At 46.5% G+C, this 19,944-nt stretch carries 21 protein-coding genes; 10 read left to right on the top strand and 11 right to left on the bottom strand.

Annotated features, from left to right (window positions below; translation table 11 throughout):
• The first annotated feature begins 90 nt into the window (after positions 1-90).
• From IRJ18_RS03630 to IRJ18_RS03610, 5 genes are all read left to right on the top strand, one after another.
• Positions 91-345: a hypothetical protein gene (locus IRJ18_RS03630; protein ID WP_194104848.1), complete on the top strand. Its 255-nt coding sequence runs from the start codon at positions 91-93 to the stop codon at positions 343-345.
• Positions 346-512: 167 nt separating this feature from the next.
• Entirely contained in the window at positions 513-923 is a 411-nt protein-coding gene (locus IRJ18_RS03625; protein ID WP_194104847.1) for a plasmid mobilization protein, read from the top strand.
• Positions 890-2,098, top strand: a complete 1,209-nt coding sequence (locus tag IRJ18_RS03620) for a relaxase/mobilization nuclease domain-containing protein (protein WP_194104846.1) — start codon at positions 890-892, stop codon at positions 2,096-2,098. Before IRJ18_RS03625 ends, IRJ18_RS03620 begins: the two co-directional genes overlap by 34 nt.
• 4 nt (positions 2,099-2,102) lie before the next feature.
• Entirely contained in the window at positions 2,103-4,007 is a 1,905-nt protein-coding gene (gene mobC / locus IRJ18_RS03615) for a conjugal transfer protein MobC (protein WP_194104845.1), read from the top strand.
• A gap of 16 nt (positions 4,008-4,023) precedes the next feature.
• Complete coding sequence (locus IRJ18_RS03610) at positions 4,024-5,109, top strand: site-specific integrase (RefSeq protein ID WP_194104844.1); 1,086 nt, start codon at positions 4,024-4,026, stop codon at positions 5,107-5,109.
• A 6-nt stretch (positions 5,110-5,115) separates the two neighbouring features.
• On the opposite strand, the gene IRJ18_RS03605 is transcribed toward IRJ18_RS03610, so the two are convergent.
• Genes IRJ18_RS03605 through IRJ18_RS03580 form a run of 6 tightly spaced genes read right to left on the bottom strand, consistent with a single transcriptional unit; the run spans position 5,116 to position 14,372 of the window.
• A complete protein-coding gene (locus IRJ18_RS03605) occupies positions 5,116-7,101 on the bottom strand; it encodes a DUF3732 domain-containing protein (RefSeq protein WP_194104843.1) in 1,986 nt (661 codons plus the stop codon).
• A complete protein-coding gene (locus IRJ18_RS03600; protein WP_194104842.1) occupies positions 7,101-7,595 on the bottom strand; it encodes a three component ABC system middle component in 495 nt (164 codons plus the stop codon). Before IRJ18_RS03600 ends, IRJ18_RS03605 begins: the two co-directional genes overlap by 1 nt.
• Position 7,596: 1 nt before the next feature.
• Positions 7,597-8,916, bottom strand: coding sequence for an ABC-three component system protein (locus IRJ18_RS03595; protein ID WP_194104841.1), 1,320 nt, complete (start codon positions 8,914-8,916; stop codon positions 7,597-7,599).
• Between the two features lie 50 nt (positions 8,917-8,966).
• Entirely contained in the window at positions 8,967-12,158 is a 3,192-nt protein-coding gene (locus IRJ18_RS03590) for an error-prone DNA polymerase (protein WP_194104840.1), read from the bottom strand.
• Positions 12,155-13,651, bottom strand: a complete 1,497-nt coding sequence (locus IRJ18_RS03585) for a Y-family DNA polymerase (protein ID WP_194104839.1) — start codon at positions 13,649-13,651, stop codon at positions 12,155-12,157. The genes IRJ18_RS03590 and IRJ18_RS03585 overlap by 4 nt, the downstream gene beginning before the upstream one ends.
• Position 13,652: 1 nt before the next feature.
• On the bottom strand, positions 13,653-14,372 hold the full coding sequence (locus IRJ18_RS03580) for an ImuA family protein (RefSeq protein ID WP_194104838.1): 720 nt from the start codon (positions 14,370-14,372) through the stop codon (positions 13,653-13,655).
• Between the two features lie 73 nt (positions 14,373-14,445).
• On the opposite strand from IRJ18_RS03580, the gene IRJ18_RS03575 reads away from it, so the two are divergent.
• Genes IRJ18_RS03575 through IRJ18_RS03555 form a run of 5 tightly spaced genes read left to right on the top strand, consistent with a single transcriptional unit; the run spans position 14,446 to position 16,018 of the window.
• Positions 14,446-14,691: a hypothetical protein gene (locus IRJ18_RS03575; RefSeq protein WP_194104837.1), complete on the top strand. Its 246-nt coding sequence runs from the start codon at positions 14,446-14,448 to the stop codon at positions 14,689-14,691.
• The gene (locus IRJ18_RS03570; protein WP_194104836.1) at positions 14,679-15,287 is read left to right on the top strand and encodes an alpha-ketoglutarate-dependent dioxygenase AlkB family protein; all 609 of its coding nucleotides are present in this window, start codon (positions 14,679-14,681) and stop codon (positions 15,285-15,287) included. Before IRJ18_RS03575 ends, IRJ18_RS03570 begins: the two co-directional genes overlap by 13 nt.
• A 5-nt stretch (positions 15,288-15,292) precedes the next feature.
• Positions 15,293-15,526: a hypothetical protein gene (locus tag IRJ18_RS03565; protein ID WP_194104835.1), complete on the top strand. Its 234-nt coding sequence runs from the start codon at positions 15,293-15,295 to the stop codon at positions 15,524-15,526.
• A gap of 39 nt (positions 15,527-15,565) precedes the next feature.
• Positions 15,566-15,808: a hypothetical protein gene (locus tag IRJ18_RS03560; protein WP_194104834.1), complete on the top strand. Its 243-nt coding sequence runs from the start codon at positions 15,566-15,568 to the stop codon at positions 15,806-15,808.
• A gap of 27 nt (positions 15,809-15,835) precedes the next feature.
• Complete coding sequence (locus tag IRJ18_RS03555) at positions 15,836-16,018, top strand: KOW domain-containing RNA-binding protein (protein ID WP_194104833.1); 183 nt, start codon at positions 15,836-15,838, stop codon at positions 16,016-16,018.
• Between the two features lie 36 nt (positions 16,019-16,054).
• Here the strand turns inward: IRJ18_RS03555 and IRJ18_RS03550 are convergent, their stop codons facing one another.
• The 5 genes from IRJ18_RS03550 to traK form a co-directional block, all read right to left on the bottom strand.
• On the bottom strand, positions 16,055-16,435 hold the full coding sequence (locus tag IRJ18_RS03550; protein ID WP_194104832.1) for a VOC family protein: 381 nt from the start codon (positions 16,433-16,435) through the stop codon (positions 16,055-16,057).
• Positions 16,436-16,457: 22 nt separating this feature from the next.
• The gene (locus tag IRJ18_RS03545) at positions 16,458-17,210 is read right to left on the bottom strand and encodes a DNA/RNA non-specific endonuclease (protein ID WP_194104831.1); all 753 of its coding nucleotides are present in this window, start codon (positions 17,208-17,210) and stop codon (positions 16,458-16,460) included.
• 130 nt (positions 17,211-17,340) lie between these two features.
• Positions 17,341-18,090, bottom strand: a complete 750-nt coding sequence (locus IRJ18_RS03540) for a hypothetical protein (protein ID WP_194104830.1) — start codon at positions 18,088-18,090, stop codon at positions 17,341-17,343.
• A gap of 35 nt (positions 18,091-18,125) precedes the next feature.
• A complete protein-coding gene (traM, locus tag IRJ18_RS03535) occupies positions 18,126-19,148 on the bottom strand; it encodes a conjugative transposon protein TraM (protein ID WP_228072525.1) in 1,023 nt (340 codons plus the stop codon).
• Between the two features lie 181 nt (positions 19,149-19,329).
• Positions 19,330-19,944, bottom strand: coding sequence for a conjugative transposon protein TraK (gene traK, locus IRJ18_RS03530; RefSeq protein ID WP_194104827.1), 615 nt, complete (start codon positions 19,942-19,944; stop codon positions 19,330-19,332).

Here is a 19,944-nt window from a genome sequence, read left to right as displayed (position 1 = left end):
AGCTACCTAGCAAGCTATTAAAATAGGATGCTAATGTTATAGCAAACTATAATGATAACAGCGGTCGCTAACAAACTAGCATGATAGCAAATGGAAGATTATAAAAAAAGGTTGGGTGGCCTGGCCAATAAGCTCAAACAGGAAATACCGAAAACGCCGATACAGGAAGTATTGCCGGTTAAGACAACGGCCGCAAAAGAGCCGGAGGTACAGTTTAATAACCGCATACCGAAAGCGCTGTTGAAACGCGTTAAAGCATACGGCCTGGAACAGGAATTATCACTTCAGGACATCAATATCCAGGCCCTTGAACTCTATCTCAGCCATAAGGCGAAGCCAACATAAACTACAAAAAATGCCGAATAAAACACTGACAGCAGGATCAAACTGCCCGCTTCGCAGCAGTCAGCAAGATGTACGATTGTGTCACAATCGAATCTTGCCCTCCGCGCCCCGAGTGCTGCGGGTCCAGGCAAAAAGCCTCCGGAGTCGGCTTTTTAAAACAACAGACAATGGACAAACAGGAAGATAAACGCATACGCTGGAAGAACCTGCGGTTTAAACCGGACGAATATCAATTGCTCGAAACGCGTTTCAAAAAGACCCGCTTTCGCAAGTTGAGTGAATACATGCGCAGCGTGCTTTTGGAAAAACCGGTAACCGTCAATTACCGGGATAAAGCGATGGATGACGTACTGGAGGAATTGATCCTGTTGCGGCGTGAACTTAATGCCATCGGAAATAATTTGAACCAGGCCGTCTACCAGATCAACGCCGCCCATGGCAACGCAGACGCCCGGCTATGGTCACACTTGCTGAGTACGATCACCGGCAGGGTCGAGCCATCGATCAATCAGATCAAAGAACGAATGAACGAATACGCAGAGCTATGGTCGCAAAAATTAAAAGCGGTAAAAGCCTGATTGGCGCGCTTAATTACAATGAAAATAAAGTAAAAAAGGGTAAAGCAGAGCTGATCGTTGCGACAGGCTATCCTAAAGATACCGCCGACCTCAGCTTTTATGATAAGCTGCTGCGGCTGACCGACCTGGCCGAAAGGAATGAGCGCACCAAAACCAACACGGTGCATATCTCCCTGAATTTTGCGAACGGCGAAAACTTGCCCGATGACAAACTTCAGTCGATCACTAGTGATTATATGCAGGGCATCGGTTTTGGCGACCAACCCTGTTTAGTTTACCGGCATTTGGATGCCGGGCACCCGCACGTTCATATTGTTACCACCAATATTAAAAAAGACGGTTACCGGATCAGCCTGCACTATCTCGGTCAAAATGAATCAGAGAAAGCCCGTAAGTCTGTCGAGATCAAATATGGCCTGATCAAGGCGGAGGACCAGCCCAAACAAAAACCTGATTTAAAAGCAGATATATCCCCGGCGGAATATGGTAAAGCGGAAACCAAAAGGGTAATCACCAATATCCTGAGCTTTATGTTGAGGGCCTATAAGTTTACCAGTGTTACCGAACTCAACGCGGTTTTACAACAGTATCATATACAGGCTGACCGGGGTTCCAAAGATTCGCGTATGTATGCCCACGAAGGCTTGGTTTATTGGCTGCTGGATAAACAGGGTAACAAAATGAGTGTACCGATCAAGGCCAGCACGATCTATGGCAAACCCACGCTCAAAACACTGGAAGAAAAATTCAGGCTCAACCAGCAATTACGGAAACCATTTAAAGCGGAACTCATCAAACTCATTGACCAGGCATTGGCTAAACCGCAAACCAAACGCAGTTTTCAAAGAGAGCTCAAAGCAAAAGGTATCCAGGTCATTCTTCGTCAAAATGAAGAAGGCCGCATTTACGGGGTGACTTTCATTGACCAGCAAAATAAAGCGGTATTCAATGGCAGCGACCTCGGCAAAGCCTACAGCGCGAACTTACTATCCGCCAAATTTCTGCCGGAAACCCAAACTAAGGTGGTCAAAGCCCAACAAACCGAAAACGACGCCGTCCATCCAAGCACCTCCGATAATGATGAATTGTTAGGCATCTTATTCGCGGCGGAGCGGGAGGACCTGGCTGCGCTCAACAAATTCAAAAAGAAGAAACGTAAAGGACTAAATCTTTAACGCCATGCAAACCGGAGAGAACGAACAAGCCCTCAGAAAGATCATCGACTTTACACGATTGCTCAGCATCGCCATATTACTGATCCATTTTTACCTGATCTGTTATCCGTTATTTCAGCAATTGGGTTTCACGTACAGGATTGTTGACCATCTGATGTTCAATATTGCTAAGCTGCCCATTTTTAAAAGCCTATTGATTGCTAAACTTAGCGCATTGGGTTTGCTGATTGTTTCGCTCATTGGTAGCAAGGGCAAAAAAGACGAAAAGATCAGGCCGCGCGCCATTATTGCGTACATGCTGACCGGTTTAACGCTTTACTTGGCGGCAGACTGGTTGGTGATTCTTCCCTGGTTTTATATGGGGTTAAGTTCGCTCGGTTATATTTTATTTATGAATGGCGGTGGCCTATTGTTCCGTAGGTTAAAGCTGAAATTAGGCGGTGATATCTTCAATAAGGAAAACGAAACATTTCCCCAGGAAGAACGACTGCTTGAAAATGAATACTCCGTTAATCTACCGGCCAGGTATCAGTTAAAAGGCAAAGAGCGGAGCAGCTGGATCAATATTATTAACCCTTTTCGCGGCACCTTAGTTGGCGGTAGTCCGGGGGCAGGAAAGTCCTATTTTGTGATTCGGCATATCATCACCCAGCATATCGCTAAAGGATTCAGTATGCTGATTTATGATTTTAAATACGATGACCTTTCCAGGATCGCTTATAACGCGCTCCGCAAACACGGCGGCCGTTCGTTCTATGTCATCAACTTTGAAAAGATCATGCACCGCAGCAATCCGCTGGAGCCGGATACGATGCAGGATATTACCGATGCAATAGAATCAGCACGGACGGTCATGCTCGGGCTGAACCGGGAATGGATCAAAAAGCAGGGCGATTTCTTTGTCGAATCGCCGATCAATTTTGTGACGGCACTCATTTGGTTCCTTAAAAAATACGGGCATGGCAGGTATTGCACGTTGCCGCATGTGATCGAATTATCATTGGTAGACTACAAAGAATTATTTGCGGTGCTGAGTAGTGAACCGGAGATCGAGGTACTGATCAATCCATTTATGTCGGCCTGGAAGAATGAGGCTTATGAGCAGTTGGAAGGACAGATCGCCAGTGCGAAGATCAGTTTAGCCCGATTGTCCTCTCCACAACTCTATTATGTATTAAGCGGCAATGATTTTTCGCTGGACATTAATAATCCAAACGATCCAAAAGTGGTTTGCCTGGCGAACAACCCGCAAAAGTCGCAGGTCTATGGCGCTGTACTTTCGCTTTATATTAACCGCATCAATAAGCTCGTTAACCGCAAAAAGCAGCAAAAATGCAGTCTGATCTTCGATGAGTTTCCGACCATTTATTTTAATGGCATTGATAACCTTATTGCTACGGCGCGTTCCAACAAAGTAGCGGTTACGCTGGCTGTGCAGGACTATAGCCAATTAAAGAAAGATTATGGCCGTGAGCAGGCTGAGGTCATTATGAATATTGTCGGCAACATCGTTTGCGGACAGGTTACCGGGGATACCGCCAAGCAGCTATCCGAGCGTTTCGGCAAGATCAACCAAGTCAAGGAAAGCGTATCTATCAATGCTGTGGATACTTCGGTAACCCGGTCCACGCAACTGGATTACGCGATTCCTGCTTCTAAAATAGCCGGTTTATCATCTGGTGAATTTGTCGGTATGGTTGCTGATGATCCAACCAACAAGATCGACCTCAAAACTTTCCACTGCCAAATACAAAATGATCACGATGCCATCAGCCGGGAAGAACAAAATTTCCGGGATATCCCCGCCGTGCCTGCAGTCAGCCCCGCCGAGGTCCTGATGACCTATCAGCGGATCAAAGCAGACATTAAAACACTAATTGAAACAAATACATCCAACTATGAGAGTTAGTCTAAGAAAAAAGCCGATGAGCAAAGGCCGTGTCGCTCTTCTCCTGGATTATTCACCGAAAGTGATCAATCTGGTAACCGGCAAGAAAAGGCGTTTCGAATATTTGAAATTGTATCTATTTGTTCAGCCGAAAACCAACCTGGAAAAACAGCATAACCGGGAAACCGAACACCTGGCAGAAAATATACGCGCCCACCGCCAACTCGATATGCAAGCAGCATTGCATGGCTTCGCCCCGGATTATAAACGCTTGCAAAGTTTTAATGCATACTTCCGCCGACTGGCCAATCGGCAGCGCGGGATGAATCGGCATAACTGGGACAGCGCCGTGCGTTATTTTGAAAAATTTGCGGATGGTGATATCCGTTTTATAGATATTGATTTATCGTTGTGCGAAGATTTCAAGGCGTATTTACGGAGTGGGCCTAAGCTACGGGAAGCACGGGCGGGTATCGGGCATAATAGCGCCTTAAGTTATTTCAATAAATTCCGCAACGCACTGAAGCAGGCTTGGCGCGAAAAACTGGTGCTGGACGATTTTTATGCGCTCAGCCGCGGTCTGAAAGAACGTGAGGCACTGGTAGAATTCCTAACCATGTCGGACATCCGGTTATTGCTCCAGACACCCGCCAGCAGTGAACTGTGCAAACGGGTCGTTTTATTTGGCATTCTGACGGGCCTGCGTTTTTGCGATATCCACGCCCTGATCTGGCAGGAAGTTCGGGGAACAGCCGATCAATACTATTTGCAATTCAGCCAGCGAAAAACCTTGAAAACGCAACATATGCCCATATCCAATCAGGCATATGAATTACTGGGTGAACGGGAACTACCGGGAAGCCGAGTTTTTAAAAAACTTTATTATAACCAGATCCGCGATTTTCTGGTGCAATGGCCGGCGCAGGCAGGCATCACCAAGCACCTTACCTTTTGTTGCCTCCGGCATACCTATGCCACCTTGCAGTTGAATAACGGTACAGATATCTATACTGTTTCCAAGATGCTGGGACACCGTCATGTGAAAACGACACAGCGCTATACACGTCTGCTTGATCAAAAGAAACGGGAAACAACAAACCGTATTATTATCGACGGCATTTAACGTCCGTTAATCAAACCAGGAATCCGGGATTAAAGCACGATCGTCGGCATTTTCTTCATTATCGCGCCAACGTTTTACTCTAATTATATTTTCATACCCAGTCCAGGCATATTCCCCAACGTGTTCCAAAATGATGATTTGTAATTTCCCCTTAGTTCTAACAACGGCGGAGTTGAGTGCCTCAAAAATGCGACGTACCCGCGTAACATCTTCACTTTTTTCACTAATTTCCACATCAGTTTCGGGGAAATAAACCTGGGTAGGTTGGTCGAAAAATACAAAACTGGGTACCGGATGCTTTTTCTTGCTCAAAAAGAACTCTTGAAAGGCCAAAATGGTAGAAATATGGTAGGCCATATAGTTTGAGCCGGAACCAATTTCATATAAAGCGTCCGTACGCCCGGAATCCGATACAAAGGTTAACGTTAAGTCTCTCTCATTAAATTGTATTAGTTCGGCGTAGTTTTCTGCTTTAAATATTTCTGCATAGTAAGATATCGCGTCCGTGATCGTTTTTTTTGCCCGTTTAACCTTGTTCTCTATGACGCTCTGATTAATCTGCTGGTTAATTGCGGTCCGCCTGACTTCTAATTTCTTTATCTGCTCTTCGGCTGTCGTGTCTTTTGAAAAAGTTTCATAGCTATTTAACTCACTCTCGATCATACCGGCAAAACGATAAATAGTATTGATCGTATTTAATCTCCGATTATCATCGTTTCCACTTTGCCTTAAAACATTCAATTCTTGCCTAACCTGATTCAATCGTTGCAACAAATCCCTTATTTCACTTGAAACCTTCCTTTGTTCACTTTTTAAAACTGTAACATTGTCATTTAATTGGGTTCCTGTAGAAATAATTTCATTATTGGTAGTTATTAATTTTTGTAAATATGATTTACCAGAATCTGTTTTTGAGAGACAAAACGGACATTGTTCCTCATGTTTGGTTAAAAGGTCATTAAACCAACTGGTTGTTTTTAAGCGGCCATGTTGCTGAAGTAAATCATCGCGATAATTAGCATTACTCTCTATTAACCTGTTTAGTAATTCCTGCCTGTGCTTCAAGTTTTGAAGATCATAGGCAATATTCAGTTCAAGACTCGTTAACTCTGTAATTCTGTTAGAGGTGGTTGCGATCGCATCCATAGAAACTTGCAATACCACCGGCGAGTCTACTTCTCCTGGAATCCGCTTCAACCTGTCGATAAAATCTACTGTAGTCCAATTATCATCAGGGTAAGGTTCATTTCTAAGCAAACCGAACTCTTTTGCTTGATTGTAAAATCCGCGAAGCTGACCTATCAACCTGTTGAGGCTGCGCATTTTTTTATCCATTTCCCGATTAAGGTCGTACAAATCTCTTTCGATTTGTCGCAATTCCTCTTTTAGTTCCAAATAGATATTATCGACTGCCTGTAATATGTAATTAAAAATCGAAATAAGCTTTTGCCTGTGAGCCATTTGATCTGTTCGGTAAAATAGCGCCGATTGATTAGCGATAATATATTGTGGCTGAAATAAAAAAGACGTGAGGTCCCGAAAACTTGGGTGGGAATCAAACCCGACCTTTGCGCCCTCTTCTGCGAAGTTTAAATCGCTTAAACCGGCAATATTATTAAGACGCGACTTTACTTCATTGACATTACAGTTACTGATAATAGCCGACGGTATCTTGAGATCACTCCCTTCCCTTATATACATATCTCCCGAGGCGATTAATTCTCCGGGCTCTTTTCTGGCGACAATAACTTCAAGATTGTTTTCTAAAACAATATGAAGGCCAAACCATTCTGTGTGATTTCTTATTTTTCGGGTCGGTATTCTGCATTTGCCACTGCCTAAACAATAATCAGTTATGGCAATTAAAGTAGATTTTCCTTTTTCACTGCCTCCTGTGATGACGTTTACTTTATTCAGCGAAAAATCAATCGTACGAATACCCTTTTCAGTATCTTTTGGTAAAAGAAAAATAGATTTAATTTTAAATTCCATTAGAACCGAAGATTAAAATATAACATGATTTCTGACTGATTAAAAAGACCGAACCAAGCCCCGATTCGTCTGGAAGCATTAATTATATCATTGTACTCGTAGTTTTTGATAACGGATTCTTTCACTTTGGCAGGCAGGCCTTTTGCGATCGGAACGATAATGGCATTTTCACGGTCATAATAAAAAAGCTTTGACACTGAACCAAGATAAACGGACTGAAGTGTGAGGTCAGCCATGCCCTCCATTCGCTCTTGTAGTCCTGAAAACAAATCCTTTCTTTCTTCCAACGCGCGCAAAAGGCTGCCTTCTCTAAAATTTCGTTCCTTTATGCCAACAACTACCCGCTTATTAAAACATAATGGTATCACCGGCATAGTCATCAGCAAGGACGGTGCTGCATGCTCTTTGTTGTTGAGTTTGAAATTTTTGGAAAATTCCCAGATTACATGTGCGCCCAAAACTTTGTTTTGGAAAATATCAAATTCGTTGAGCATATTATTTCTTTACTTTATCTTTTAGTTTTTCCCACTCAGGATGCCATCCCAGACGGGTTTCGTCCGCCAAGTAATGGTATGTTCCTTTATGAGTATAACCCTGTTCGGGTTCATAGTTATTCAGTTTTCCTTTATGTAATAAAGAGAAATAATAAACTTCATAGCCTATTTTTACAAAGTCTGCTGCATTGGCAAACCTGAATTTTGGGCGGGAAATAGAAGTCCAGTGACTGATCAGATCATCAAAATATAAATCGAACTTTTGTTTGGGTATTTCCGCATCCTGGGCGAAACGACTGCGTTCCGAAGCAGCTCTTACAAAATCGTGAATCGCCTCTATAATCTCTTCCTCTGTACAACCAATTTTCTTTAGTTGCTCTACATATGTTTTTCCCCGGTTTTTCGCTATATCTGTTGAACTTACAGGTAAGGAATCCACAGCTTTTTCAAAAAAGGATTTCTTTTTGAAGGTAGCAAGTAGTTCAGCGTACTGATTATTAAATGCCTTAACACTAATCCATCCAGGTTGGCGATTTTTCCATTGCGTAATCAAGCAATCTGAAACAAATCCGAAAAGTCCCTGATAGATATAGTCAAACGGGATGTCTTCCGCCAGACTCAGGTTGTTTTTAAGCGTAGTTTTCTCCTGATGGATAGAATGCTCATAAGTGCTGTCTAGTACAACTATTTTGTCAATAATTTGGACAAGTTTATCAGTCGGGCAGTTTTGAACTATCTGGCCAAAAGATGATAATGATTTTGGCAATGTACCCGCTTTTTGCTTGAGCTGATCAGCAAGAGCAATGATCGGAGCATTTTTTCCTTTTCTATTTTCTTCACTTGCAGTTGTTGCTTTACTTAATTTTAAGACCAACCTGTTGATTGGCAATTGCTTGTTGGTCAAAAAAGAAAATATTGCTTTTGTTACGTCAATTCTGCCGCTGGTGACAGCCTCGACCCAAATGCTTAAAGTTTTCCAAAGATCAATGCTGCTATCTGCATAGGGTATTTTAGAAGTCTGACTATGTTTAGCCTGTTCATAGATGGTTTTTATATCAGCCCCATCAATAAGACGAACACTTATATCGTCGTCTACTTCAACACCGACCAGCGTCTCACTGTCAGACGAACTTAACCAGATCAATGCTCGTTGTATTTGATAAAGGAATCCTAAAATACTGCCATCTGCACTATGGAGATTATTGGGATTACTCATGTTTATAGTTGAAAATGATAAAGTTATAGCAATGTTAAAGTTATCTTTTTTTAACAAAAAATAAAATAGTTCACTTCCAATACCAACAGGTGCATTTTCAAGCATAAATATACATTGAAGGAAATTGTAATTTTTAGTTAGGGAGGATGAAGTCATCAATGAAAATTCCGCCCTTTATGGAAAGCGCCTTCAGCGGGTGGCGTCGACCGCCCGTCATAATTGACCGGCTTAGTGGTTTCATCGCCACGGGCCAGGGTTTGCGGCAAGTCTGTTTCGGTCAGGCTGCGCAACAACGCGGTGAGATTAAAGCACCGGCGTACCACCAGATGGGTGACACCATTGGCCACCTGTAATTTACCCATGACCATGAGTAATTTGGACTGGACGATCTCTTTGCGGTATTCGTCGAACAATTGCTGCCAGACCACCAGGTTAGCGGAGCCCGTCTCATCTTCCATCGTCATAAACAATACGCCTTTAGCCGTGCCGGGACGTTGCCGCACGGTGATCAATCCCGCCAGCCGGACAAAGTCACCGTCTTTATAACGCGCCAGGTCACTGATCCGCACATTACGCAGACGGCTTAACTGGCCCCGTAACAAGCCTACCGGATGAGCTTTGAGCGAAAGGCCGGTAGAGATATAATCCTGCACCACATGCTCGCCGCGGCTCATCAGCGGCAAAGGCACAGTATCTTCCAGCACGGTTTCGGAGACCTGCCCTTCAAACAGGCCGATGGGCCGGTCAGCCAAAGCGGATACTTCCCACAGCGCCATTCTCCGGTCGGCGCCGAGCGAGCGGAAAGCATCCGCGTCGGCAAGCTTTTCCAGCGCGGCTTCGGGTACACCGGCAGTTCGTAACTGGTCGATATGCCGGTAGCCGTCCCCGCGCATGGTCGTGAGGGTCAGCATATCGGTTTCTTTCAGCCCTTTGACCTGCCGGAAGCCGAGGCGGACGGCGTAGTAATGATAATTTTTGGTTTCCAGCGTATTGTCCCAGTCCGAATAGTTCACATCCACCGGCAGGACCTGTACACTATGTTCCCGCGCGTCCCGCACGATCTGCGCGGGCTGGTAAAAACCCATCGGCTGACTGTTGAGCAGGGCCGCGCAGAAGACATCGGGGTAATAACATTTGAGCCAGGAAGAGATGTAAACCAACAGGGCGAAAGAAGCGGCATGGCTTTCCGGGAAACCATAGCCTTCAAAACCCTGTAATTGCTTGAAAATGCGACGGGCGAAATCTTCTTCGTAACCTCTTTCCAGCATACCCGCCACGATCTTTTCTTCATAGAATTTGAGTTTGCCATTGGCTTTGAAGGAAGCCATACTGCGACGCAATTGGTCAGCTTCGGCAGGCGTAAAACCGGCAGCAACAATAGCGATCTCCATCGCTTGTTCTTGAAATAGTGGTACACCCAATGTTCGTTTTAGAATCTCTTCCAGTTCCGGTTTCGGGTATTCCGGCAATTCCTCTCTATTGCGCCTGCGCAGGTAGGGATGCACCATATCGCCCTGGATCGGGCCCGGGCGGACAATAGCTACTTCGATCACCAGGTCGTAAAAGCAACGTGGTTTCAGCCGTGGCAGCATGGACATTTGCGCGCGGCTCTCGATCTGGAACACGCCGATGGTATCGGCCGCGCAGATCATGTCATAAACTTTTGGGTCATCCTGGGGAACGTTAGCTAACGTGAGCTTGATACCATAGTGTCGGAGCACCAGGTCAAAGGCCTTGCGGATCATGGTGAGCATCCCCAGGCCCAGTACATCGATCTTTAGGATGCCGAGGTCTTCGAGGTCGTCTTTGTTCCATTCGACCTGGGTGCGATCGACCATGCGGGCATTCAGCACCGGGCAAAAGTCCGATAATTTGCCTTCCGTGATTACGAAACCGCCCGTATGCTGACCCAACTGCCTCGGGAAGCCCATGAGTTCGCAGGTGAGTTCCAAAACTTTGCGAATGACCGGGTCATGCGGATTGAGCCCCTGGCCGCGCAAGCGTTCTTCATCAAAGCCTTCCTCATAAAAATCCCAGATGGTCGCGCCAATGCGTTTGATGGTGTCTTCGGAAAGGCCCATGGCTTTGCCGACATCGCGGATGGCGCCTTTGTGCCGTTCCTGAGTGACGGTCGCTACGATGGCCGCCCGGTCGCGGCCGTAGTCCTCATAAATAAACTGGATGATCTCCTCCCGGCGCTCGTGCTCATAGTCCACATCAATGTCAGGCCATTCATCCCGCGCGTCAGACATGAAACGGGAAAACAGTAAACGCGATTTGGCCGGGTTAACGGCCGTGATACCTAAACAAAAACAAACGGTAGAATTGGCTGCCGATCCGCGGCCCTGGTGCAGGATGCCCCAATCTTCGGCCTGCTGGGTGATCTGATGTACGCGCAGAAAGTACCAGGCGAGCCGGCGCTTTTTGATAAAGACCAGTTCAAATTCGATCTGCTTTTTTTGTTTTTCGGGTAAAGGGTCGCCAAATAAGGCTTTGGCTTTTTCCCAGGTCAGGTTTTCCAGCCGCTGCTGCCGGGTCAGGCCGTTTTCCAGTACTTCTTCGGGCTCCAGGTATTTGAGCATATCCAGTGAAAAAGTGCAGGATTCGGAAATGTATTGGGTATTAGCCAATGCTTCCGGATAAGTGCGGAATAACCGCTCAATTTCGCCTAATGGTTTTAAAAAACGGTCGGCATTGGGATGCAGTAAATAACCTGCCGTATGGATCGTGCATTTTTCACGGATGCAGGTCAATATATCCTGTAGTTCCCGGCGCTCGGCGGTATGGTAATGCACATCTCCTGTAGCGGCTAATGGCACACCGGTTTCCTTTAAACGGAACAATCGTTTGCTGTCCTGGCCCTGGTAATTAAAGGAGGCGGCAACATACAAAGCCTTACCAAAATTCTTTTTGTATTCAGCCAGATCAGTCAAAAAGTGTTGATCAAATTCAAACCTATTATTTAATCGTTCCGGGGGAACCGCGACAAACAAAAGGCCTTCTGCATACTGATACACATCGGCTTTATACAATTCGCATTTGCCTTTTTCGGTACGCAGGTTGCCCAAAGTTAATAAGGCTGATAAGCGGGCGTAAGCCACATGATCCGTTGGGTAAGCCAATAGACTGGTACCGTCCATCAGGTCCAGGCGACAGGCGGGGATAAACCGGATGCCGGCTTGTTTGGCTTCCGTATGTGCCCGGACAATGCCGGCCAAAGAATTACGGTCAGTAATGGCTATAGCGGAATAGCCCAAAGCAGCGGCCTGGGTGACCATTTCCTGCGGGTGTGAACCCCCGCGCAGGAAACTAAAGTTCGAAGTGACCTGTAATTCCGTGTAGTTCATGCGAAATAACCATGTAAGTACCAGCGTGCATCGTCGCTGTCGTAATGCCCGGAACGAAAGACCCAATAGCGGCAGCCTGTCGTATCTTCTAAAATGTAATAATCCCGGTGTTCCCCTTTATCGTGCCACCATTCGCGGCCGATGCGTTCCGGCCCGTCGGCTTTGGCGATGGTGTGCCGTTTGTCCTTATGAACAAAAACTTTGGGCGGGTGATCGGGCACGAGCGCCATCACCTCAATAAGCTCTGGCGGGGATACCAAAGAGATCGGGCGCGGTAGTTCTGGCCAGGCCGCTTGTGGTTCTTCGGTCAATGAGCCGGCTATTTTAAAAGAGCGTTCCGGCCAGTGGTTTTCCGAGGGCAGGTAACGTTTGATGGCATTAGCGCCCACCTTGCCGGCGATACGGTCCAATAATTCGGCCAGTGCCGTATCGGCCAAACCTTTAGGGTCCGCCCATATTTGTTCCTGTACGGTTTCCATGTCTTCGACACGCGGGGCTTCCAACACAAATAATTCAATTCCTAATGCCGGTTCGATCTTATCGATCTGTAATTTGAACAAGCGCAACAGGTGGGATACGCTATGCGAACCTTTGGTCGTTGTGATGCCCACCTGTACTTTTTTGCCATCAATACGATGACATTTGAGGATGGCTTTGCGTACACCCTTACCTTCGGTTTGCAGACGCAGGCAGAGTCTTTCTAATAGTTTTTCAATCGCGATCTCGATACCCGGCGCCAAACGGATGGGTTCCAGACAGAGCAGCCGTTCGCTATAAGGTACGGGTGGTACGATGGGTTCCCAATATTCTTCTACTTTACCCAATGCCTGATCGATACGGAGCAATAAACCGGTGCCAAAACGCCGCCGCAAAGCTTGCGGCGCGGTCGCCAGTAGAGGAGCTATGTTCCTAAAACCCAGTTTTTGCAATCGCTCCAGGACTTCCGGTTCCAGCCTTAAAGCCGCGGGCGGCAAGGCTGCAATAGCGGCTCTTTGTTCATGATTAGCGATAATAGGCCGTTTTTGGGCAAAGCGAACTACGCCCCAGGCTGCGCCGGGGGTATCGGCAATCGCGGCGCGGGCATCAAAACCCGCCTCCCGTAATTTGAGTACAATTTCTTTCAGGTAACCGCGTTCGCCGCCCCAAAGATGGGCACAGCCACTGATATCTAATAGCAAGCCATCAGGCAGATCCAGACTTACAATTGGCGTATAACGGAGACAACCCAAGCCCAGCAAACGTAAAAGTTTAGTGGCTTGTCCCGGTATTTCATCAATCACGACCAATTCGCTGAAAGCTGCCCGCGCATCTGCAACCGCCATGCCGGTAAAAGCGCCTTCGCGTTCAGCCAGTATACTGGAAGCGGTAATGATGATCTTATTTTTAACCGGCGCGGCAAGCACAAAAGGCAGTTCTTTTAATTCAGGCCGCCGCCGCGCTATCCCGTCCGTCAGCAAATGCCGGAACCATATGGCCATATAGCGTCTTTGCATCTCAACCTACCTGCCTTTCTGCTACAAAAACGTCTTCTTCGACTGGTACAAAATGCTGATCCTGCCATTCCAATACATAAGAACCCGTTTGGCCGTTCCGTACTTTGAGCAAATCTACTTGCCAGCGTAAGAAACCTAAACCGGGCAATGCGCCCAAGTCCGTACTGGGCAAGGCGCTGATTTGCCAGCGTGCCGCGCAAGCGGTAGAACTTAATTTGGCCTTTGCGTTGCGCAAGACAAAACCTGTTACCCGGCTTTGTTCTACCGCCCGCTGAAAGCGCTGGGACTGTTTAAAGTCCATGTCTTTGAGTTCGCAAACTACGGCGGTCAAACCGCCGCACTTCAGCGCTTCTTCCATCACCCACAAGGCGTCCTTGTCTTTCCCTAAATTAATAAAAATGACGCGGTGCGGTGCTACCCCAAATGCCGCCAGTGCCGGGGCAAATAAACGCCGCCGCCCGATCCAGACACAAATCCCGCCTTCCTGCATTAATAAAGACAGTACGCCTGTCACAAAGCCGCCCGAAGCTGCCGCCTGCTCCCGGTCGGCACAAACCAGTTCATGCACCGTGCTTTTCGGAAACACGCCATTAGGAAAACCCGCTTCCAGCGGCCCCAAACCTAAAGTCTCCCGCCGCCCGCTAGCCGGCGCTTTATAGCCTTCCCATTGCAAAATATCCTTTTGCAGCCTTTCGATCAGTTGTTTGTTCGCATCGGCCATGACATTAAATTTGGGACTGTAAAGTTATGCTAATATTTTTAGCATTTTACAAATTATTTCTACATTTGTTTTGATGAATGCCTGGTTGAAAAGAAAGAACGGCCCTGATGAGGTCATTAATGTGGTTCCGGATACCGAATGCCCGGATGCGGCATTGGTGTATCATTTGTACGTAGCTGTTGATGAAGCCTATTTAGGCCGGATCCTGTTTGACAATGCGGGCTATTGGATCTATGATGGTGAGGTATTGACCGTTGATGAGCAGGAGCAGTTAGGCAAATTCATTCAGTACAATATGGAGGTGTTATGGAGCAGTTGAGTTTTTTCGCGGAAGCGGGACAGAGTAAGGGATTACCGAAGGAATTACTGGAATATTATCCAGGGTTTATTGATCAGCCAACCAGCGATATATTGCTACAAAAATTTATCGCGGAAATGCCCTGGAAACAGACGAAGCAGAAAATGTGGGATAAGGAATACCTGACGCCGAGATTGACGGCCTGGCACGGGGATGTCGGCACGGATTATTCAGTATCGGGCAAAATCTCCAACCCTAATCCCTGGACACCGGAGTTATTAATGCTCAAGGAAAAAGTGGAGGCCGTAGCCGGTATTAAATTCAATAGCGTTTTGCTGAATTATTACCGGGATGGCAATGATTCGGTAGCCTGGCATAGTGACCGGGAAAGCGTGTTGGGTAAAAACCCTGTTATTGCTTCGGTTAGTTTTGGGCAAGTACGTAGTTTTGATATCCGTAATAAAGCGGATCATCGCGAACATTATTCGGTAAAACTGGAGCATGGCTCTTTTTTACTAATGAAAGCCGGGCTTCAGGAACACTGGGAACACCGGATCGCCAAATCCGTTAAACCAATGAGGACCCGCATCAATCTAACCTTTAGAGTAGTTATCTGAATTATATGAATGAGCCGTTTAATTTACCCATCATTTACCAAGGCGAGGAACAGGAGTTCAAAGCCCGTTTTGAACGGTGGGGCTATACCCACCGTATCGCGGTGCTGATCGGTGACGTAACCTTAACGTTTGAACCGGATGAAGAAGCCGGTTATCGCGCCTTAGCGACGCAGCCGGTGGATACCCATTTGTTAAGCATTGTGGCTGAAAAACTCGCTAAACTCAGTGAAAGCAATTAACCCTTAGCTACTTTTCGCGTAGGATGTTTAAATTTGGTAATGCTCACGATGGAACAATACGATGCGCTTGAGGATGCTGAAAAAGCGGCGGCCATTTTACAAGGCGAGTTTTTAGCTGACCGGGAAGAGAACGGCCTGATCGTCCAATTGTACAGTGTCGGTTCCTTTTATGGGGAATTGTATTATGATCCTTTAGCCAACAAAATACTGCGTTGGCGGGCATTCGAAGGTACACAGCAATTAAGTCCTTATCTTGCGCACATTCGCTTTAACGCCCGTTGATATTTTTTTTAATTTTTAGGAATGAAGATGGAAAATAATGACGATTTGAAGGACGGCGATGCTTGCATCGTGATCAATGGGACTCACAAAGGTAAGACCGGAGTAGCAACGGATTTTCATACCAGCAAGACCGGACATGTGACCATTACCGTCGCACCCGCTAACGGGGACAGGTTCAAGACGCTTGCCCGGAATGTAAAAAAACAATAAGCACGAGTCAATTGATGTCGGACTGGCACGGTTGATCTAATCGCAGACATGCAACCAGTGGCCGTCGCAGTCTTCGATAATAAATTCCCGTCCGTAGGAGCGCTGCATGATCTCCTGCTGTATCTTGGCACCTTTGGCGGTCACTTCTTCGTAAAATGCTTCTATTTCAGGTACCCAGATCAGGAAATCGGGTGTACCGCAACGGATGCGGTCATTGATATGCGGGTTGATATCTTCAGCTCCGCCAAAATGAATCTGGAACCCGTCGCGTTTGAGCATAACATAGGCCGTACTTACTTCGGACGGAAAGAAGCCGATGAGTTTAAAGCCCAGGACGTTTTGATAGTATTCGGCTGTTTTTTTGGCATCGCTAACCACGACTTGCGGGGCGATACCGGCGAGGATTGGTTTTGACATCACTAAAGATAATCAATATGGTCTATTCTTTAAAAATCGCCATGGGATCAAATCCCAGGTTCGCGATCAATTGGTCATGGCTGACCTTACGTTGCGGCAACAAGGCCCGTTTTTCGGTCGGCAGATTGGGCATCCAATAGCAAAGCAACTGGTCGTTGTACTTGATGATTTTATAATAATGGCTGGGCAATGTTACCGTTATACCGTTTTTGGTATAAGTTCGCTGGCTGCCAAAAGTGCCACACCAGATGCGCACACTGTCTGTTTGATCGGTTAGTTTACGGCAGAGTTCTTCGGTCGCGATCTCCGTTCCGATATTCTGTCCCTGGTATTCCATTCCGGCATTAAAAGTATAGGTGTCCGAGAGGATAGCGCCGTTAATATCATAAGCCAATAAGATCCAGGCCTGGCAGTGCCCTTTGGCGATCATGTCCGGTGATTCCACATTCGCTTGTTTATACACTTTGGTCTCGTCGGGTTGGCCATCAGCGGCATGCCAGGCGGCGTAAATACCGGTGCGGGGCACATTACCGTTTTCCTGTTGTAGGCGGTGGACTTTGGTATAGACGTAATAAGTGACCAGCGGCATATGCTTTGCCGTATCAGCGATGGACCGGTAATAAGGGTTGACCCAAAGTTTACAGGCGGGGCAGAAGTCTGATGGAAGGGTCGGATATTGCTGGTAAAGCGCTTTGACGTAGGCCGCGTTGATCGTTTGTGCGCTAGCCGAAATGGCAAAAGCGCAAAGCAGCGCGATAATGATCTGTTTTTTCATCAGGAATGGTAAGGTACACTAAAGATAAATAAAAGTCCCCAAACACTCGCTGCCGGGGACTTTCAACCTAAACCTTATCACAATAAAACCGGCAAGAATGCCAGTTCTTTAAGATGTGGCAAATTTAATATTAAACTTTCATTTTAGCGCCTTTGCGTTGCTTTTTTACCGGCGCATCCTCCTGGGTCTGCGCTGTCTTTTGGGATGCTTTAGCTTCCGGTTTTTTGTAATGTTCCAGCTGTTGCGCTTCGCCTTTCCAATTGGTCAGGTTGATCCGGTGTTCGGCGGGATTCGCTTCAAGAAACAGCTTCACTTCTTTGCCATCTTTCATAGCGGTGACTTGGTGGCGGTTGCCTTTTTCCAGCGACTTCATCAGTTTTTCGCGGTTACCGGGTTCATCAATGCCAACGATGTCCATTTTGTCAATGGCTCGTTCTGGTTTGTAATTCCAGCCATCGGTAAACGGACGTAGTTTATAATTGCCGTTCTCTGTTTTGTTCTCTCTATCGATAATGATCCAGGCATTATATTTTTCACCTTCCAAATTTTCGAGCTGTTTGTGAACAGCCCTGCCCTCCATCAGGTTATACGCTTCTTTAGCGGTGATCGCGCCACTTTTATTAATATAAAAAGCTTGCTGCATATCCTTGTCCCGGAGCGATGCGTCATATTTGTTGAAGAAATACATATCGTTTTGATCACCGCCAGCTTTGTAATGCAACGTATAATCAACGTTTTGTTTATTGTACTCCTGGGTAGTGTTCAGCGTAAATTCCGGCTTGTTCGCCGCGATGTTTTTCTCCAGTTCGGTGTTCATGGCTTCGCCGAAGCCCAGGTTTAACAATTGTTTTTGCAGGTAACTTAAATTTTGCGTGTTCATGGTATTATTTGTTTTTTAATGAATGGATATGACTTTTATTTATTGATCTTCAGCAGGACGGGGTACTGGTTCTGTAATTTGACTTTGATCTTTTTTACTTTTTTACTGAATAATCCCTTAGCGGCATTGATGCCGCCGGCTGCCGCCTGAGCGCCCAGACTTTGGTCCATGCTCAGGAACTGCATACTTTGGATGGCGTTATCAGCGCCGGAACCGGCCGCGCCACCCAACTCTGCCTCGGGCGCAGGTATGCCGGGCATTCCGTCGAGGCTAAATACGGTCAGGTTGACGGGGATAATTTGCTTTTCTAAGCGGATGTTTTGGATCGTTAAGAGCAGTCGTTGATTGGTGACCTGACATACACCAAAGATCTCCTGGCCCTTGGGCAATAACTGGTTTTTTAAGGTTACGGTATCCGTAAGTTTGAGTTTGACCGCCGCGCCATCCATCACTTTTTGCTTACCATCAATTACGGCCGGTATGGCACGGAATGGCTTAGCGGGTTCGGTAACTTCCAGTTTAGCTTGTACCGAGCCGGGGTTTTGGATCGCCTGTATCTTATCCAGCATTTTGCTGAGCTGCTGCATTTCCGGGTCAGGCTGATTATTGCCCCCATTCATATTTCGCATCATTTTCTTTAACTGCCGCACTTGCTGAGGATCAGGTTCGTCATATGACGACGAGGAGCGCGTTTCCTGCGGTTGACTAAGCTGTTTGTTTAATTGGGCCAGTTTGATCTGAATTTTTTGCGCCTGATCATCCGCTGTAACTACCGAATCGGATTTTGAGGCAGGGGTTTTGTCAAGGCCCATCGATCTCAAAAAGGCCGGGCTAACGCCGTCCTGCGTTGAATCGTGCTGCGCTTCCTGGTAAACGGACATTTTATCGGTCTTGTCCTTATCTTTGAATTGCGCCTCTGGCAGGTCGGTATCCAGGCCACGGCTGCTTATAGCCTGTTGATTGGACGTTTTGCCACCGCCTAAAGCCCAAAAGGCCATGGTCATAAAGGGTATCACCAACAACGGTAATACCAACAGAAATTTTCGTTGCTTTTCCATATTCATTTGTGTTTTATTGTATCTATTGCTATTCGGGGTTGTACGATATGGCCGGTATTCAGGCGCAATTGCTGATAGCGAATACTCAATACGAGCAGCGCGGCGAACAACAGGCAAAAAATAACCAGGGTTCTTTTTTGCTGCGTAGGTTTAAGCTGATTAAACCAATGTTGAAAATTTCTCATGGTGTCAGGGTTGTATCACGGTTAGCTAATGTTTCCCAGTGCTCGATCAAAAAGCCGTGGGGGTTATTGTCGGAACGGCTGACGTTGCGCAGGTAACCTTGAGTGATTAGTAACTTGCTAATCGTCGAAGTTGCCCGGATCAGTTTTTCAGTGGCAAAGCACTTGAAATAGTAAGGGCTGCTGTTCATATTAAGTTGGATACTATCCACTGTGATCTGCTGGCTGATATTACCTGAGATCAGGTTATTGTAATAGCTCTTTTCTTTCAGCCCATTGTATTGGTTCCGCGCGCTTTCATCCGCCAGGTAAAGCGCTTTGCTGATATTGCTTTCTATTACTTTCTCATCCGGGTCAAGCGTAAAAAAATAATAATGAAACATTTTGATATGGTCGCGTGCTTCAACCGGTATATTGTCTTTGCGGTCTGCCGCGATCGCCTCCAGGGCTTTGCCATTCGCCAACACATAAATATGCGCCGACGCTTTTTGATAAGCGGCGAATGAAAAATAGATGGCTGCGATGGATATTAAGGCGCTGGTCAGGACGACCAGGGCGACAATTCGTTTATTTTGCTGAAAAGCAGTTTCGATATTTCTGAGGTGGGTGAACAT

The organism is Mucilaginibacter boryungensis (assembly GCF_015221995.1).
Lineage (GTDB): Bacteria > Bacteroidota > Bacteroidia > Sphingobacteriales > Sphingobacteriaceae > Mucilaginibacter > Mucilaginibacter boryungensis.
This window is presented reverse-complemented; position numbering and strand designations above follow the sequence as displayed.

What these genes read in the sequence shown, in the direction of transcription:
- IRJ18_RS03630 (WP_194104848.1), top strand. Translation starts at nt 91, where the DNA reads ATGGAAGATTATAAAAAAAGGTTGGGTGGCCTGGCCAATAAGCTCAAA.
- IRJ18_RS03625 (WP_194104847.1), top strand. Translation starts at nt 513, where the DNA reads ATGGACAAACAGGAAGATAAACGCATACGCTGGAAGAACCTGCGGTTT.
- IRJ18_RS03620 (WP_194104846.1), top strand. Translation starts at nt 890, where the DNA reads ATGGTCGCAAAAATTAAAAGCGGTAAAAGCCTGATTGGCGCGCTTAAT.
- mobC (WP_194104845.1), top strand. Translation starts at nt 2,103, where the DNA reads ATGCAAACCGGAGAGAACGAACAAGCCCTCAGAAAGATCATCGACTTT.
- IRJ18_RS03610 (WP_194104844.1), top strand. Translation starts at nt 4,024, where the DNA reads ATGAGCAAAGGCCGTGTCGCTCTTCTCCTGGATTATTCACCGAAAGTG.
- IRJ18_RS03605 (WP_194104843.1), bottom strand. Translation starts at nt 7,101, where the DNA reads ATGGAATTTAAAATTAAATCTATTTTTCTTTTACCAAAAGATACTGAA.
- IRJ18_RS03600 (WP_194104842.1), bottom strand. Translation starts at nt 7,595, where the DNA reads ATGCTCAACGAATTTGATATTTTCCAAAACAAAGTTTTGGGCGCACAT.
- IRJ18_RS03595 (WP_194104841.1), bottom strand. Translation starts at nt 8,916, where the DNA reads ATGCTTGAAAATGCACCTGTTGGTATTGGAAGTGAACTATTTTATTTT.
- IRJ18_RS03590 (WP_194104840.1), bottom strand. Translation starts at nt 12,158, where the DNA reads ATGAACTACACGGAATTACAGGTCACTTCGAACTTTAGTTTCCTGCGC.
- IRJ18_RS03585 (WP_194104839.1), bottom strand. Translation starts at nt 13,651, where the DNA reads ATGCAAAGACGCTATATGGCCATATGGTTCCGGCATTTGCTGACGGAC.
- IRJ18_RS03580 (WP_194104838.1), bottom strand. Translation starts at nt 14,372, where the DNA reads ATGGCCGATGCGAACAAACAACTGATCGAAAGGCTGCAAAAGGATATT.
- IRJ18_RS03575 (WP_194104837.1), top strand. Translation starts at nt 14,446, where the DNA reads ATGAATGCCTGGTTGAAAAGAAAGAACGGCCCTGATGAGGTCATTAAT.
- IRJ18_RS03570 (WP_194104836.1), top strand. Translation starts at nt 14,679, where the DNA reads ATGGAGCAGTTGAGTTTTTTCGCGGAAGCGGGACAGAGTAAGGGATTA.
- IRJ18_RS03565 (WP_194104835.1), top strand. Translation starts at nt 15,293, where the DNA reads ATGAATGAGCCGTTTAATTTACCCATCATTTACCAAGGCGAGGAACAG.
- IRJ18_RS03560 (WP_194104834.1), top strand. Translation starts at nt 15,566, where the DNA reads ATGCTCACGATGGAACAATACGATGCGCTTGAGGATGCTGAAAAAGCG.
- IRJ18_RS03555 (WP_194104833.1), top strand. Translation starts at nt 15,836, where the DNA reads ATGGAAAATAATGACGATTTGAAGGACGGCGATGCTTGCATCGTGATC.
- IRJ18_RS03550 (WP_194104832.1), bottom strand. Translation starts at nt 16,435, where the DNA reads ATGTCAAAACCAATCCTCGCCGGTATCGCCCCGCAAGTCGTGGTTAGC.
- IRJ18_RS03545 (WP_194104831.1), bottom strand. Translation starts at nt 17,210, where the DNA reads ATGAAAAAACAGATCATTATCGCGCTGCTTTGCGCTTTTGCCATTTCG.
- IRJ18_RS03540 (WP_194104830.1), bottom strand. Translation starts at nt 18,090, where the DNA reads ATGAACACGCAAAATTTAAGTTACCTGCAAAAACAATTGTTAAACCTG.
- traM (WP_228072525.1), bottom strand. Translation starts at nt 19,148, where the DNA reads ATGGAAAAGCAACGAAAATTTCTGTTGGTATTACCGTTGTTGGTGATA.
- traK (WP_194104827.1), bottom strand. Translation starts at nt 19,944, where the DNA reads ATGTTCACCCACCTCAGAAATATCGAAACTGCTTTTCAGCAAAATAAA.